At 49.8% G+C, this 16,245-nt stretch carries 10 protein-coding genes; 2 read left to right on the top strand and 8 right to left on the bottom strand.

Annotated features, from left to right (window positions below):
* Nucleotides 1-3: 3 nt before the first annotated feature.
* A complete protein-coding gene (locus Dvar_RS36380; protein WP_419657124.1) occupies nt 4-1,083 on the bottom strand; it encodes a Druantia anti-phage system protein DruA in 1,080 nt (359 codons plus the stop codon).
* 286 nt (nt 1,084-1,369) lie between these two features.
* On the opposite strand from Dvar_RS36380, the gene Dvar_RS36375 reads away from it, so the two are divergent.
* Nucleotides 1,370-2,479, top strand: a complete 1,110-nt coding sequence (locus tag Dvar_RS36375) for an IS110 family transposase (RefSeq protein WP_419658267.1) — start codon at nt 1,370-1,372, stop codon at nt 2,477-2,479.
* A 756-nt stretch (nt 2,480-3,235) separates the two neighbouring features.
* Here the strand turns inward: Dvar_RS36375 and Dvar_RS36370 are convergent.
* The 3 genes from Dvar_RS36370 to Dvar_RS36360 form a co-directional block, all read right to left on the bottom strand.
* Entirely contained in the window at nt 3,236-5,290 is a 2,055-nt protein-coding gene (locus Dvar_RS36370) for a polysaccharide deacetylase family protein (protein WP_419658265.1), read from the bottom strand.
* A gap of 1,478 nt (nt 5,291-6,768) precedes the next feature.
* On the bottom strand, nt 6,769-7,392 hold the full coding sequence (locus Dvar_RS36365) for a DUF3786 domain-containing protein (RefSeq protein WP_419658264.1): 624 nt from the start codon (nt 7,390-7,392) through the stop codon (nt 6,769-6,771).
* A gap of 19 nt (nt 7,393-7,411) precedes the next feature.
* A complete protein-coding gene (locus Dvar_RS36360; protein WP_419658263.1) occupies nt 7,412-8,221 on the bottom strand; it encodes a DUF3786 domain-containing protein in 810 nt (269 codons plus the stop codon).
* 331 nt (nt 8,222-8,552) lie between these two features.
* On the opposite strand from Dvar_RS36360, the gene Dvar_RS36355 reads away from it, so the two are divergent.
* Nucleotides 8,553-9,491, top strand: a complete 939-nt coding sequence (locus Dvar_RS36355) for a LuxR C-terminal-related transcriptional regulator (protein WP_419658262.1) — start codon at nt 8,553-8,555, stop codon at nt 9,489-9,491.
* Here Dvar_RS36355 and Dvar_RS36350 read toward each other — a convergent pair.
* The 4 genes from Dvar_RS36350 to Dvar_RS36335 all read right to left on the bottom strand — a co-directional run bounded on the left by Dvar_RS36350 (nt 9,478) and on the right by Dvar_RS36335 (nt 15,987).
* Nucleotides 9,478-10,263, bottom strand: coding sequence for a P-loop NTPase (locus Dvar_RS36350; RefSeq protein ID WP_419658261.1), 786 nt, complete (start codon nt 10,261-10,263; stop codon nt 9,478-9,480). The two genes, Dvar_RS36355 and Dvar_RS36350, sit on opposite strands and share 14 nt — an antisense overlap.
* 17 nt (nt 10,264-10,280) lie before the next feature.
* Nucleotides 10,281-10,832 (bottom strand): DJ-1 family glyoxalase III, encoded by a 552-nt coding sequence (locus Dvar_RS36345; RefSeq protein WP_419658260.1) that lies wholly within the window; start codon nt 10,830-10,832, stop codon nt 10,281-10,283.
* A gap of 408 nt (nt 10,833-11,240) precedes the next feature.
* Nucleotides 11,241-12,665 carry a VWA domain-containing protein gene (locus Dvar_RS36340; protein WP_419658259.1) on the bottom strand — a complete coding sequence of 475 codons (1,425 nt, stop codon included), beginning with the start codon at nt 12,663-12,665 and terminating at the stop codon, nt 11,241-11,243.
* Between the two features lie 592 nt (nt 12,666-13,257).
* Nucleotides 13,258-15,987, bottom strand: a complete 2,730-nt coding sequence (locus Dvar_RS36335; protein WP_419658258.1) for a PKD domain-containing protein — start codon at nt 15,985-15,987, stop codon at nt 13,258-13,260.
* Nucleotides 15,988-16,245 lie beyond the last annotated feature (258 nt).

The raw sequence follows: 16,245 nt of genomic DNA, 5'->3' as shown, positions 1-16,245 counted from the left end.
TGCCTACTTTTTTTGGGTATAGCAGTTTTTACTCTGATGCCCGATGGCGCTTAAGATATGGGTGCGATATCCATCGGCATCAATCGCATTGCACATTGTTTTGCCATCGATAGCCAGGCTTTCGTCATCTTGTGCATGCGCTGCATTCCACTGCCCCAATGCGCGATCAAGATGGACGGGATCGACGCGGATGAGTACATCACGGATGATACTCAGGCTAGGGACAAGGAACTTTCCGTTAACTTTACGGCAACCAAATCGGCGTCGCGCTCTTTGGCCGAGGTCTTTGGCCCAATCCGCGATGGCCTGGTATCCGTGCATCCCACAAAGCGTTGCAGCAGCGGCAATAGCCAAAATCGTTGTCAGTCGATGTCGCCGGCCTTGGGCACGGCGCGGATCAGGAATCTCGGTAAAAAAGTCTGGTAAGGTTCGCATATGCTGTGCCGTGAGCATCATTTTAGTACCTCCGATACGATAGTCTGGATGAAGGGATGGTTGAGATAATCGTATTTGCGCGTGGGAAGTTAACGGCTTAACAAAAACCATTTTCGGTGAGTTGTCTTTGGCGCTATAACCTTCTCGAGTTCGTCGGAAGCCTTTGGTTTCGCCTAAATAAATCCAGTTGGTGGCTTTATAGATGGTGCCGTGAAATCGCTGTGGGTCGACAAATGTCTCCAGCAGTAATAAAGGGTGACCAAACCTTTTCTGCCAGTCGTCCGGTAGTCTTTTTTGGCACAATGATAATACCCGGGAGGCCAAGTTTGGCAAATGCCAATCGGGAAGGATTAAAAAACGACTGTTATTGGTGATCAGTTTTAGGCGACCGTATTGATAACGAAGATCCCAACCGATCCAACGGTCCCTGACTGAGCATTTTAAAGCTGAGGCGGAAAAAGTAAGTAACGCAACCCAGGCGTCACCACAAGTGGCAATGTACCAGATAGTTTCACTGATTTTGGGTAAAGATCCCAGATAATGGTGGGACTGCATCAGGTGTTTGAAACGATGCTCTTCAGACGGAACAGCAGGACGGACAATGATTTCGCTTAAATCAGACACTACGGCCTCTGAATGAAATGTCATAATGACTGCTTACATACCTCATTTAGAGGGGATTGTCCATATATGCATACAAAATTTTGTTAATTCGGATATTTTTACATCAGAACAAAATCACCGTGTTGGCGACCCCCAGTAAAACCCCAGTAAATTACCCATTCGCCCCCATCCTCCGTGCCCCCATGTAGACAATATGGTTGAACGTTAACCAACGCAGCCAATAGAAAAGCCTGCCAAACCTTGAAAACGTGGGTTATAGTAAGCATTTTTACAAACCCTAACTACAGAGCCAAAATCAAGGAGGCAGGCCGTGAGCAAGATAATAAAGTATGTTGGTTTGGATGTCCACAAAGATTCGATTACCATTGCTATTGCCGATGAAGGCCGTGACGGAAACGTTCGGGTGTATGGTAAAATCCACAACGACCTGGGGCAGATTGATAAGGTCATGCGTAAGCTGATTTCAAAAAACAGTGAATTGCATTGTGTCTATGAAGCAGGTCCCTGCGGCTACACGATTTGCAGGCATTTAACAAATCAGGGGATCGATTGCGTTGTTGTGGCCCCGGCGCTGATCCCCAAAAAAACGGGCGATCGGATTAAGAATGATCGCCGGGATGCGACCAACCTGGCAACGCTTCACCGCTCCGGAGATCTCACGCCGGTGTATGTCCCTGATGAAAGCGATGAAGTCCTTCGTGACCTGGTTCGTACCCGAAAAGATATTACAACCGCGCGTAAAACGGTTAAACAACAGATCAATGCATTCGTGTTGCGCCAAGGGATGAGCTATTCGGGCAAAAGCAAATGGAGTAAAGGCCATTTGACCTGGTTGGCAGATTTGAAGATGCCGCATCCGGCCCAACAGATTGCCCTTACCGAGTATCTGGATGCCATGGAAAACCAAGAGGCCCGAATCAAACGACTCGAAAAATCAATTGTGGCATCTTGCCAAAACTGGCGTCTTCTTCCGGTTGTCGAGGCCCTGCAAGCGCTCAGGGGAATCAGTTTGATCAGCGCGGTAACTGTCGTTACTGAACTGGGAGATCTAACCCGTTTTGATCACCCCTCACAACTGATGGCCTATTTGGGCCTGGTTCCATCGGAACATTCAAGCGGCCCAACCATCAAAAGGGGACCCATTACCAAAACCGGTAATAGCCATGCCCGGAGGACATTGATTGAATCGGCCCAATCCTATCGCTTGCCGGCACGGAAAAGTAAGGCTATCCGCAAGCGTCAGGAAGGCTTACCCGAAGAAGTGCTTGAGATCGCCTGGAATGCGCAGTTGCGGCTGTGCCAGCGTTACCGTCGGCTGATCGCAAAGGGAAAGAACCATAACGTGGTTGTCACCGCGATCGCGCGAGAATTGTCCGGCTTCATCTGGGCCATTGCTCGTGCCGTTCCAATAGCGGTTTAAAGGTTGAGATGGACGCCGCTAATTGATGCGGAGGTATAGCGTGGAAACCCAGGACTATCAAGGCCAAGCCCTACGGGTGCTCGCTTAAGCTCGCAGCCTTGACAGTCCTGAATTTCCACGCTGGATGAAACTTAGCGACGGCGAGAGAAGCGCGACTGTCGCTCCGGCTCAAGAAGCTGGAAGAATACTTCTTCTTAAACGGTTTTAGCAACCCAAAAAATAGAGCTGAAAGGACTCGCTTTATCAAAGAACAAACATAGCCATCGAGCGTTTGGATGGAGGCGCGGTTGCGGTTTGGAGAACCCTCGTTGCTCCTATCGGAATAAGCCTTGCGGCTGAAACTCCCGCTTGTAGACCGAGGCAGCTCCACGACGAAGCCTAGTCAGGCGGTACCCAATCCGCGAATATCAGAGTGCTCAACCGTCGTTATTGCAAACCCCGCCTCAATCCAAACGCTCGATGAAAAGCATCAACCCATTTTTTTGGTTATGGATCGGTTTTTCCCTTGACAAATGTTCAACCATATCAGGAGCTGGCCATGCCTGCGATTATAGGCCGTAGCCGTTTCGGCTGAAGGCTGAAGAGTGGCCTTGATCATCGTTTTGGCCACTCGGTGGGTTGATGGTGACGGATTTTTTGTTTCAACTTTACTCTGATCGGCAATCTTCCATTTTTGCCCCCTCACCCTGTCCCTCTCCCCCGGGGGCGAGGGAACGCGATGATGCGAGAATGGAGTGGATTGAAATTCACTATCTGCTAATAAAACACCAGATAATTGCTAACCGTCTGTCCCGAAAAACCTTCGCCTTTATTTGCGCCAAGGTTAACACATTCTCCGGCGTTATAACTGCGACTGTAAACGTTCAAATAAGGCTGTGTGCTCAGCGAGGTATATATCCTATCTCCGGTACTGCTAAAACCGCTCATCCAATTCGGTAAAGCGGTGGCACGGGCATCATAGGCCACATATACCATGCCATTGTCGGGCATGGTAAAGGTCAGGTAGTCGGTGGCATCGGTGTAGTTACGCTCATCGTTGGGCGTCAGGATTGCATCCATACCGATATAGCCGTAAGGAACACTGGTCAGCGTATAATTGCGATCTGTGTAGTATTCCATATTCGCTGCAAGGGATGTCTGTTCGAAATCGTAATCCAAAATGCAAGTAGGAGAGGGCAAATTTGCTCCATCACCATAAAACACCATAAAATTGCTAACCGTATTGCCTGAAAAACCGCTGCCTTTATTTGCGCCAAGGTTAACACATTCTCCGGCGTTATAACTGCGACTGTAAACGTTCAAATAAGGCTGTGTGCTTAGCGAAGTATATATCCTATCTCCGGTACGGCTAAAACCGCTCATCCAATTCGGTAAAGCGGTGGCACGGGCATCATAGGCCACATATACCATGCCATTGTCGGGCATGGTAAAGGTCAGGTAGTCGGTGGCATCGGTGTAGTTACGCTCATCGTTGGGCGTCAGGATTGCATCCATACCGATATATCCGGAAGGAACACTGGTCAGCGTATAATTGCGATCTGTGTAGTATTCCATATTCGCTGCAAGGGTTGTCTGTTCGAAATCGTAATCCAAAATACAAGTAGGAGATGGCAAATTTGCTCCATCACCATAAAACACCAGATAATTGCTAACCGTATTGCCTGAAAAACCGCTGCCTTTATTTGCGCCAAGGTTAACACATTCTCCAGCGTTATAACTGCGACTGTAAACGTTCAAATAAGGCTGTGTGCTCAGCGAGGTATATATCCTATCTCCGGTACGGCTAAAACCGCTCATCCATGTCGGCAAAGCGGTGGCACGGGCATCATAGGCCACATATACCATGCCATTGTCGGGCATGGTAAAGGTCAGGTAGTCAGTGGCATCGGTGTCGTTACGATCATCGTTGGGCGTCAGGATTGCATCCATGCCGATATAGGCGGAAGGGACACTGGTCAGCGTATAATTGCGATCTGTGTAGCATTCCATTCCATTATTAAGGGTATCTCTCAAAAAATAGGTGTCTATTAAGGCTCCGCAAGCAAAATTATCATTAATAGGTGTGTTTGATAACGCTAAGCCTTGCTGTTGAGTAACAACCGTTATTCCTTGATTTTCCACCCAGGTGGCCAGTGCGTCAAGTTTGGATTCAGCCCAGGGCGCATACCCGCATGTTTCGCTTTCACAAATGTTGTGGAACATCAAGATTAACCATTCATCATTATTAACGGCATTATTGATCCAGGCAATAATATCGCTTACACTATATTTAGCATTGACACATCTGCGTTTTATCGCCCATCGATTCTCCAAGGGCAATGTGTTTGCGGATACTCCCCCTGTTGCTGCACTATTGTAGTACCTGGCTGCAATGGCAGCCAAGTCATTATTCCATCGACTACCTGGAACAACAAAGTTTTGCACGTTCAATCCCAAGTCATTGAAACCGATTTTTGACATTTCCAACTCTCGTTCAGCAGAGTTAGAAGATCCCGAAGTTTCATCTTCATAAGTTAATGGCAGGTATTCCATATTTACATGAATGACACTATGAGAGCAAATTTCCCAACCTGCTGCTTGAAGATCAAGCAACTGCTGAACATTCATCGAGGAATAAGTGCCTGAAAGAACACGATTTAGCACTGGATTCACAGTTCCAATCTGTCCATGGGCGGCGAGGATAGGATAGGCTACATTGTATGTGTTTGTATCGCCGTCATCAAAAGAGTAAGTAATAAATCCTGAAGCGCCGACATTAGCAACAGAATACAAAAAACAGCAGATTGTCATAATTAATATTGTTTTTTTCATACATTCCTCCTGTGAATATTTTGAATTTGAAGAACTTGTTTTTATTATTACTTCAGAAAGTTAATGTATGATTAATCACAACCGTAAGATGCAATGACTCCCTCGAAAGATATAATCGTCTATCAACTTATATCTCCTAAACTGGGCGATTCAAATTCTGGTATACATGAAAATTGGTAAGCATGGTAATACAGTAGGTCATTATTGCCTCCCAGAATTTGAACCCCTGGCGGGGTTGCCGATCTCACCGCATCTACGGCGTTAGATGCCTTCCCGCATAGTCGACTATAGCGGAAAGACATCTGCCTTGTATATGCGGCAAGCTCGACAATCGCCCAGTTTAGGTATCTTTCTGGTATATCTGTGCTATTGCTGTCCAGCGAAGCAGATCAAAAATAACTATCGAACACTTTGGAATTTCTACCAAAGAATATAAGCTATATAGTGCTTGACTGGAAAGATGCTTTTTAATTTGATATCAGCATCTTTTTGTCTTTTGCAAACCGAAGATCTGTTGTGGCAAAAGTATCTATAGTAGAATATAGAACACAACATTTTTTATTGATTAGCATGTAGCAGAAATAATACTTACAAGAATTACTTCTTCACGTGCAAATCTTCATTTTATGGAGATGCTAAAATTGGCCTTCTATGAATGTAACTATTTATTATATTAAACGAAAATATCTAAAAAAGGTTTTCGTTTAAATAGTATTTAATGATATTATTTTTACTGAAACATGTCAATAAAAACGAGATACACGCAGCATCTCTCAGTGAATGATTTGTTTTCTATCGGAAAGCAAAAAATAGAGCAACCATTTGGGCACACTATCAACATTGAGGGGCAGAACCGATCAAGACCAGCAAAAAGGGAATGACCGTTGGTAGTATTTAATCTGTTATCTTTCGAAGTCTCAAAACACTTTTCGGATTTTCAGGGATACCCCGAAAAAGATTTTACACATTCATGGCTTCCCCCCCAAATTCTATGGAAACGATTATTATGGCAGACACGCTGGGAAATGATTCCGAAAAATGGCGAGTCATTCAAAAGCAAGTTTGCTCTCAGTATAGAAATGATTGTGGACATCGCCCGGGTTTTTCGTCAAGTGTGAATTATCATTACCACGGATTCTTGGTTTGGTAATAACGGCCTCTGGAAAAGGACTTCTAAGGAAGTCACCCACCGAAAATTGGACTCTTTACGATTTCATTAAAAAGTGGTTGGACGTCAAAATCGGTTGCATGCCACTCCCATGGTTTTAGACCTTGATATCGGAAATCGGTCAATCCCCCTCACCCTATCCTCTCCCCGATGGGGCGAGGGGACGTTTGGATGAGGGTACCGGCAATAAGCCGGTAACTTGGTGTTGCCTGACGATGCCGAATGTTGATCCCGGGCACGGTACCACCAGACCATCACTCCCTCGCCCCGCGAGGGGAGAGGGCCGGGGTGAGGGGCGATAAAACCGGCCTTATCTGAGCTTATAGCTTTCCTGAAGCCGGTGCGCCAACATTCCACCGATCATGGCCAGGCACTCCATATCCAGATAACCGGCCGCATTTTTCCAGAACAACAGCGTGCACTGGGCCGGGAAATCATCGTCCGCATCGTTGAAAAGCAAAAAGATCGGCACCCGGGGCAGGGCTTGGAATTGAAAGGCCGTCTGGCAGGCCACATCCGTGTCGAAGGGCTGTCCGTCCAGTGCCTGGCAAGCCATTTCAAGTGCATCTAACCGGCCTGAAAATGTCTTGGCGATTGCATGCTCGGCCGTGTTTTTAAAACCGATCACATAAGGGGCGGCGTCCTTGAAATCCTTGTAGGTGACCAGTGTGCGATCGGTTTGCGGATAGTCGGGGCAAAGCAGCAAATATTGGCAGACCAGGACACTGGCCGAATGGCTGGGGGGAACACCGTTTTCATCAACGATTCGATCCGGGGTGATGGTGATGGACTGGTTGAAAAGGGGAACCGTGAACCCGGTTTGCGTTTGCGTGACCCCCAGTGTCTCGCACCGCCCGGCGTCCTCGCCAAGGTCTTTTACCTTTTGTCGATAATCCGCTAAAATCTGATCAAAAATAGGTGCCCGTGTTGTCATTGAATACCTCCATTTTCAGCTATGCGCTTATGCCATGCCGCAGGGCAAGCTTTTCAAACATGCGAGTGATCCCGGCGCCCAGAGCATACAGGCCACCAATACCCAGATTTTCCTCGGCCGTGACATCAAAGAAAAGATTAAGGTTGGAATCCATGCCGTCTTCCGCCTGCCAGTAACAGACCAAAAGCGGTACCAGCGGCAAGGGAAAAAGAATCAGGGCCACATCCGACTGAAATTGCTCCCCGGCCGGCCGGCCATTGAACAGGTCCACCAGATCGCTGAACAGGTCAGGATATCCATCGGCTACTTTTTGCATGGGTTTTTCGCAGCGCTGGCCGAACAATCGGTACCAATCCGCGCCGCTGGGCAATTCGCGTAACGGGACCCATTCACCTTTGACCGGGGTTCCTTTGCAGTGCAGAATATAATTGACAATCGGGGTCGTCACCCATGGATTGGCATGGATGTCCGTGTAGACCGTGCCGTCGGCATCCAACCCAAAATCCTTACCCATCACCTTAACAACCAGTCTCCTGCCATCATACGCAGCGCCAATGCGTCGGGCGGCATCGGTGAAATCGACTTGCCGCAGCTGCGCTTTGAGCTTGGCCAACTGGTTTTCGACTTCCTGTTGGACATTGACCCGTTTGGGGGCTTGGCCGTCAACCTCTCGGGCGATCTCGGGATCCACCAGGGGACAATCCGAAAGCGGCCGACGACCACCGATTACGGCGGCGGCAAAGGCCAGGCAGGTTTTTTCATTGCACTTGCGGCAATTGGATTTTTCCAGCAGCTTGAACACATCCATGAGCGTGTTGAATCGGGGCATGGGGAGCTCCTTTCTATTGATTGGTCAATGCCGGCGATCATAAAAAGAAAGGCCGCGTCTGAAATCCCCCATTTGGGCGATTTCCCCTTTTTTTTGAGCATTTCATTGTATTTTTATGAAACCGTCGGAAGGAATAGGGAATGGTTTACCGATCGGCCAGCCTAAAAATCTTTACTTTTTGGGGAAGGGAATATAGGAGGGATGAATGCAGCTTCCCAGGCTCTGAGTATTTCAACGACTGCTCAATTTTTTTACGAATCCGTCCGAACAGCGACTTTTTACGAGTTCATCGATTTTAGATGATTTCGTGGCAACCCCCATGGATGGCGATATGCGTCAAGACATTTTCCTTGCGAACCATGATTTCTCCACAGCCTACGCAACCTTGAGCCTTTTTACATCCGGTCCGTTGGCTGGCCAGAACGCGGAAATCGATTGCGGAGCCAATGGTGCGCGCTTTGAATTGGACTGCGAGCTGGCCTCGCTTTTCCCGTATATCAATGCTGTGGCCGATCATGCCCAGTACTATGAAAAGCCGGTTTACATCAGATTCATGCTTGCGGAGCGGCTTTGTGCCTTTTATTCCACCGAAGGCGCGTTTGCTCCGGTGCGGACATTGACCGAGGCCATGGCGTTTTTGCCGACCCTTTTGGATTTTATTCGGGATCTGAGCAGACGCCGTCCGCAGATCACCCCCAACCACAAGAAGTTCAAGCCTGTTTCAGCCTTGGATATCTACCGGCTGTTGCCTGGTTCCAATTGCCGGGACTGTGGCTTTCTCACCTGCATGGCCTTTGCCGCAGCGCTTTCACGCGGGCGTACATCCATGGTCAACTGCCCCCATCTGGCCAACCCCATGGAGGAAAAAGCCACATTTCCGGTCTATGACGAAAAAGGCGGCATTGCTCGTACGATTTCACTGGATATCGATACCACCTGCCTGCGCCGTAAAATAAGTCAGAAACAAGCGCACATCGAGGCCCTTGAGGCGCAGGTGTCGGCCTTTGAGCGTCGCCGGCAAGCGGACATCGCCCTGGCCAACGCCCAACTGCCAACCCCCCTCACCCCGCGTGAAATCCAGGTCCTGCGTTGGATCACCAAAGGGGCCACAAACAATGAGATTTCAAGACATCTGGATATCTCTCCGCATACCGTGAAAAGCCATGTGATTCATATTTTCAACAAGATCGGGGTCAATGACCGCGCCCAGGCCTCTGCCTGGGGAGCTCTCAACGGGGTCGTGGACCTGGCGGACCCTATAGAATTTTAAATGTCACCGATGGTTTCTCGAACCTTTCAATGAAATCGCAAATCGGTTGAATCTCCTGAAAGTCCACGTCCAGGGGGTCACCGTTGAGGCTTTTCGTGAACAGCACTTCACTTTTGGGGATGGCGGTGAGTACCTGACGCGAATCCAGGCGTTCGGTCATGGGCTGACGGACGGTGTCGTCGACCTTATTGAGAACATAGGCTACCTCAATGCCGGCGGACTCGGCCATGCGCTGGACGCTGTCAACAAGGGTGAAGGATTCGAAGGTCGGGTCGACCACGCACAGGATCAAATCGCAGCCGGCATCCACGCGCCGCCCGAAATGCTCCAGGCCGGCCTCGGCATCAATCAGCACAATTTCGTTTGGCTTTGTTTGCAAACGATTGAGAACGGTCTTGGAAATGTTACCGATCATGCAGGCGCATCCTTCGCCAAATGCACGGATTTTGCCCACTACCAGCAACTTGACGCCATTCGCGTCAGCCAGACATGCCTCGGGGATGTCGGCAAGCGTCAACGGATCTTTCAGAAACGCCTCCTCCGGCTGAACCGGCAGCGGGGGATTCAATTTTTCCTTAACCCCTTTTCGTCCGCCCATGGCGTCCATGAGAACATCGGGCATGCGGGCACCCAGTAGCCGGTTGAGGCAAAGATTGGATTCGTCCGCATCAACCACCAGAACGGTTTTTCCGTTTTTATTCAATGCCCGGGCCAGAATCGAGGTCAGGGTGCTTTTTCCGCTGCCGCCTTTTCCACAGATCAATATCTTCACGATGGTTTTCCTTATTATTATAGCGCCAGTGAACCGGCGACTTCCTGCCGCGTTGCCTGATCATATAGCGTTTCCACCAGCGCCAAAGCAAATTCCACGGCCGTTCCCGCCCCCCGGCTGGTCAAACAATTGCCATCCAGCAGGACACGCTCGTCCTTATGGTGTTTTTCGTTCATCTCCTTTGCAAAACCCGGGTGGCAGGTGGCACGGTGTCCTTCGAGTAGCCCGTGATGATCCAGGACAATGGCCGGGCTGGCACAAATGGCGCCGTACAGTTTTCCATCTTCACGTTGTTTTTTAAGGATGCGAATCAGATCCGGGGCGTCACGCAGGTGCTGGGCACCGGGGATTCCACCGGGCAGTACGACCAGGTCGTAATCGCTGTCCACGCAGTCTTGGATCAGGGTGTCGGCGGTGATGACAACCCCTCGCGAGGCGGTGATTTGCAGATTACCGCTGACCGAGGCCACAGTGACCGTCGCTCCGGCCCGGCGCAGAATATCGACGATGGCCACGGCTTCCAACTCTTCGGTCCCGTCGGCAACGGGCACCAATACGGATTTTTCCATGTCCGACTCCTTGATTGGGATTGTAGGAAGGAATTTCACAGAATTATATACACCAGCAAGGCGTCTTTTTCAAAGCCCAGGTGCCTGAAACCGTGAATCAGGCCAATAAAAAACCACCGGGCATATGCCCGGTGGTTTTCTGCTACGCGGTTCTCCAGAAAGCTCAAGTTAGAGACGAAAAGCTCGCGGCAAGGTTGTTTTGTAAAAGTGTTAAGTTTCAAGTGTTAAGTTTTAAGTGGTGGATCGGATCTGATTTTATATAGGAATCGATAGGATGCCTTTCCTTAACACTTTAAACTTAACACTGGCCCATAGACCAGCTTAATCATGTAATATGTGAGCATTTTGAGACACTTTCCAACGCCGCTAGCGGGCCTTAGACGGATTTATCAAACAGGCTCTAAGGGATCAATCGCATGTAAGGATATCGATTGTATCGGTTCCCGTAATTCCTGTTGCGTATGTGGCGGTTACCTGGAGCGCTCCGATCTGGGTGCTATCCAGGGTTGTATTGTAGGTCAATACATACTGGTTGGTAAACAGAAGGCTTGCCAATTGCTGATAAACGGTCGCCAGATTGTCCGACGTCGTCGAAGCAGAAAAGGTCCCGCCGGTCTGATCCGCAATGAACTGCAAAAGATCAGGGTTGACTCGATCACCGAGACCAACGGTAAAAACCGGAACTCCGTCTAACTTGGCATCAATAATGACCTCTTCCAGTGTACTGTCCGACAGCGGTTCGCCCGAGCCGTCATTATCCTCACCGTCAGTGATGATGATGATAGCGGTTCTATCCTTGGTGCTGGCCGAAATATCCTCGACCGCCAGTGCGATGGCGTCGTAGAGGGCTGTTTTTCCACCGGCGCCGCTCCAAGTGGATTGAATTGCCGTACTCAGCGATGTTTGATCACTTGTAAATGGTTGGACTCTCTCTATTGTTGTTGAATACTTAATGACTTCCGCCTCATCGTTTTCTCCCAGTTGAGAGACAAAGCTGAGCGCGGCATTTTCCATATCGGTGACATTGTCGGGTTCTTGCGTAATACTGAAGCTGTAGTCCATTAACAGTGCGATGGAAATGGTGACAGGGTTGGCGCTATCCGCGTCAATGAAAGTGGCATCCGCTGATGGACTGTAGGCTGTTGAGGCGCCTCTCACGGTCTCGGTCAAGGCAAAATCGGTGGCCTCCAGTGTGGTTACCGGGAATCCGCCTTGATCCGTAACCGATACATAGGCCTTCACCTGCTCGCCGACACTACGCGGGCAGGCATCGATTTGATTGATGGTGACATTGATCTCAGTGATATCCTGCCGCTTGCCCGCTAAGTCGATGTCGACCTGCGGTGATGTGGTGTCGTTGGACAGGACGCTAAGAACCGCTGGATAATCAATACCCTCTGCGGGGATCGTCGTATCTTGAGGATCAAAATCAATAATCACGGTACAGTTTGCGTCAGCCGCGATGGTGGGTGTGCTGGATCCGCATGGGGTGGTACCACCGTTTAAATCCAGGCTGAAGTTGACTGTATCCGACAACGTGATGTCAGATACAACCAGATTCGCCGCACCGTTGTTCTGGATGGTGACTTCCAGAGGCTCGACAGAATTAACATCCGTTACGATGCCGAAATCAAAGCTTTCCGGTAGCACCGATATTTCAGGTGCCGTCGATGTTGTGGTAGTCGTCGTGGTTGTGTTCGTCGTTGTGGTTGAGTTGGATGCCGCCGATTCATCAGAATCATCGCCACCGCCACCGCCACAACCCATCAGTGAGAAGGAAAAGATCATTGAAAGAAATAGTGCCAAAAGGATAAAATTTTTCTTGGTCATCATAATTCTATTTGCTCCTGATTGTAATGAAGTTTGTTTTGCGGTAGTAAAAAGCAAAGAGCGTGCCTCTTTTTCTTTTTTGATTATAAAGGAATTAATTTAAGTACTTGTAGCATGTTGCTGTTCCCATTAGTGGCGGGTTTAGGAATTTTTTTTCTCTACCCTTATTGCTACTATTTACTATTTTTCCTATCGGCTGTTGGCAGTATTTTCCTCTTTTGTGTGTTGGAAAGTTATGCGCTTTTGCGAATAGGACTTTTTGTCGTTATTGGTAAATGCAAACTTTGCTTTAAAATGGAGCAGACAAAAAAAGAAGGAGGGGAAATTGATTGTTATTGTTTATAATAAATTATTTTGCTTCAAAACAATGCAACGCATAAAATGCTTGAAAATGAGGCAGGGATTAAAAATTATTGCATTGATAAGTAGTAAAACACGAAAGCCGCAAGGTTTCAAATACAAGGCGCGAGTGGGCAAAGCGGTACTGGTTTCTACCCCCATCACTCGGCAACACGATGTTTGAAGCCCTCACGGCTTTGGTTATGAAAAGGCAGCCATGGGACGGTTGTTTTATTGAATCCTTTTAAAATCAGGATCAGGGCAATATATCAGCCCATTCAACAGCCATAACCTCATATCCGGCGTCGTTGGGATGCAGGCTGTCATAAAAATAAGCAGCAACAGCGGGATTATTATCGATGCGAAACTCACTATCATAAAAGTTCGGCCCAACGCTGATATTCGAATTGCCTGCGACAACGGTATTGATATCTGTAATAAAGTCCTCGATGTTACCGTTTCTGGTGCCGTCCAGGGTCGTTGGCGGAGAATCCGTATAGGTCGGCAATGGATAGGCGATCCAAAGGTCCTTGCCATTGTTGACGATGGCCGTGGCGATGTTACTGATATGGCCTTGGTAAGCTGCTAGCGTTGCAGCATTGCCGTCGCTGTCATTGGTTCCGATCATCATCAGCACCCGGTTCGCCCCGGGGTGACGCTCCAGAATGGAAGCGATTCTGTTTTCCAGATCACCGCTCTCGTCACCGGGGATGCCTTCGTTGAAAACGATCTGTGGCCGACCGGTTGCGTCTGTGAGCAAATCGGCCAGCGGGGCCTCGTAACCCCGGTTGGCCACGATCCGTTCGGTCCAGTTGTTGGAATCGTCCTCGTCCCCCTCGCCGTTTGTGATGCTGTCTCCGATGGCGATATAATAGTTACCCCCGACACCGACGGTGTCATTGGTCGCACTGGCCACGGATTGCCCCTCGGCATCCCTCAAGACCGCCGTGATCGTGTGATTGCCATTCGCCACACCGGTGTACTGGGTGGTATAGTAATCATCTGATGACTCTGCTGCAACTTCCGCATTATCGTTGAGGGTAAAGCCGACGCTTCCACCACTGGGCATGTTGAGCGCCACGGCCTCAACCGACAGCGAGCTGCCATCGTCCTCGGTCAGCGCGACCGAATAGGCCAGCGGCGTGGCGATGGCCACGGTTGGTTGCAAGGTCGCTTCGGTGATCACGACATTGTCGAACTGGGCATTGTCCTGGCAGTAGAGCGCCACGGTTCCCGAGGTGATGGGATCGTCATCCACCACCGCAAAAATTGGTACATCATCGATCCAGACGATAATGGTGCTGCCGTTGACTTCAGCCTGCATGGTCAGTTGCTGGTCTTCCACATAGCCGATGGCATTGACCGCCAGGGGTTCAAAACTGCCCCCGCTGTATTTTTCGAACCGGGTATAGCCGAATTTGGCGTTCATCGCCACGCGGTAGTAATTACCTGAACTATAGCGGAACATGATGCCCACATCATTGCCCTGGCTGGCGGCCTCGCCGGTACCATTGGTTAGTGGGGTGATATCCACGCTGACGCGATACGAAGCGCTGGTGATGTTGGATGCGCCAAGCAATGCGTAGGTGCCCAGCTGATAGGTCGTGGTGTCGGAGTCAAACCGGCCGACATCGTACATGGTTTGACGAAGCTGGCCGTTTACCACGCCCCAGTTGACCCCCCCTCCGGTGTCATCCGTGTACGTCCAGTTGTTAGCGTTGGCAAAATCATCCGCGTACATGATGCGGGTGACGTAAACGGTAACCGTGTCGCTGGCCTGGGCCCCGCCATCATCGGTTACCGTGTAGGTAAAGGTATAGGCATCGGTCGTTCCGCTGACCGTGAAGGTGGCTGTTGCCGAATCTGCTCCGGTTAGCGTGACTGTTGTTCCGTCGGTCTGCTCCCATTGATGAGTGGCGATGGCGCCGTCACTATCAGTGGCGGTTCCTGAAAGCGTAATCGTTTGTGAACCTGAAGCGGCCAATGTAATGGGCTCGTCAATGCCGTCATCCGCGGTGGCTTCGGCGGTTGGCGATTCGTTGAGGGTGACCACAACACTGACTTCATCCGAGCTTTGAACGCCGTCGTTGTCGGTCACCGTCAGACGGAAGGTGTAGGTTTGCGCGGTTGCCTCAGCCGTGAAGGTGGCCGTTGCCGAATCTGCTCCGGTGAGCGTCACTGTTGTTCCTTCGGTCTGCTCCCACTGATAGGTGGCGATGGTGCCGTCGCTGTCGCTGGCTGTCCCGGAAAGGGTGACCGTAAGCGTTTGTGAGGCGTTTATGGACAGGCTCTGATCCGTACCGGCATCCACTGTCGGGGGATTGCTGTTGATTACGGTAACGCTGACTTCATCCGAGGCGCTGGCCCCATCACCGTAGGTCACCGTGTAGGTGAAGGTATAGGTCTGGTTCGTCGCATCAACGGTAAATGTGGCCGAACTGGTATTGGCGCCGATTAACGACACATCGCCATTGGTGCATTCCCACTGGTGGGAGACGATGGCCGCGTATTCGTAGCTGGACGTTCCTGAAAGCGTGATTGTTTGCGTTTCAGAATCCTCGATCAACACTGTTTGATCCGCACCGGCATCCACTGTCGGTGCACTATTGTTGATCACGGTAATACTGACTTCATCCGATGCACTGGCCCCATCATCGTCGGTCACCGTGTAGGTGAAGGTATAGGTCTGTGCCGTCGCATCAGCGGTAAATGTGGCCGTACTGGTATCGGCGCCGCTTAAGGACACATTGCCATCGCTGGATTCCCACAGGTGGGAGACGATGGTGCCGTCGCTGTCGCTGGACGTTCCTGAAAGCGTGATGGTTTGCGTTTCAGAATCGATAATATAAACGGTTTGATCCGCACCGGCGGAGACCGATGGGGTACGGTTCTCTGTTTCTTCCGAATCACCGCCACTGCCACCGCAGCCAAAAAGCAACAACACGATAAGACAACAGCCGATTGATTTTTTTACCTGTAAACCCACTATTCCTATCCTCCTTGAAATCCCATCCTGATCCGCTCAAACGCTATAATTGATTTTCCTGTTCCGGTGTGGTGGTGACTAATTCGATCTGCGGCACATTAACCATATTATCCCTTTTTGACAACATGCTTATTGCCGGCATGTGTGGCGTGACACTGCACGACTTTACTTTTGGCCGAAGGGGCAAAACGGTCCAACCTGCCATCAGGAATCTATCAAATGGTTGAAGCAGCGTATCTTGTCAAGTGTTATTAAGCC

The organism is Desulfosarcina variabilis str. Montpellier (assembly GCF_048565275.1).
Classification (GTDB): Bacteria; Desulfobacterota; Desulfobacteria; order Desulfobacterales; family Desulfosarcinaceae; genus Desulfosarcina; species Desulfosarcina variabilis.
This window is presented reverse-complemented; position numbering and strand designations above follow the sequence as displayed.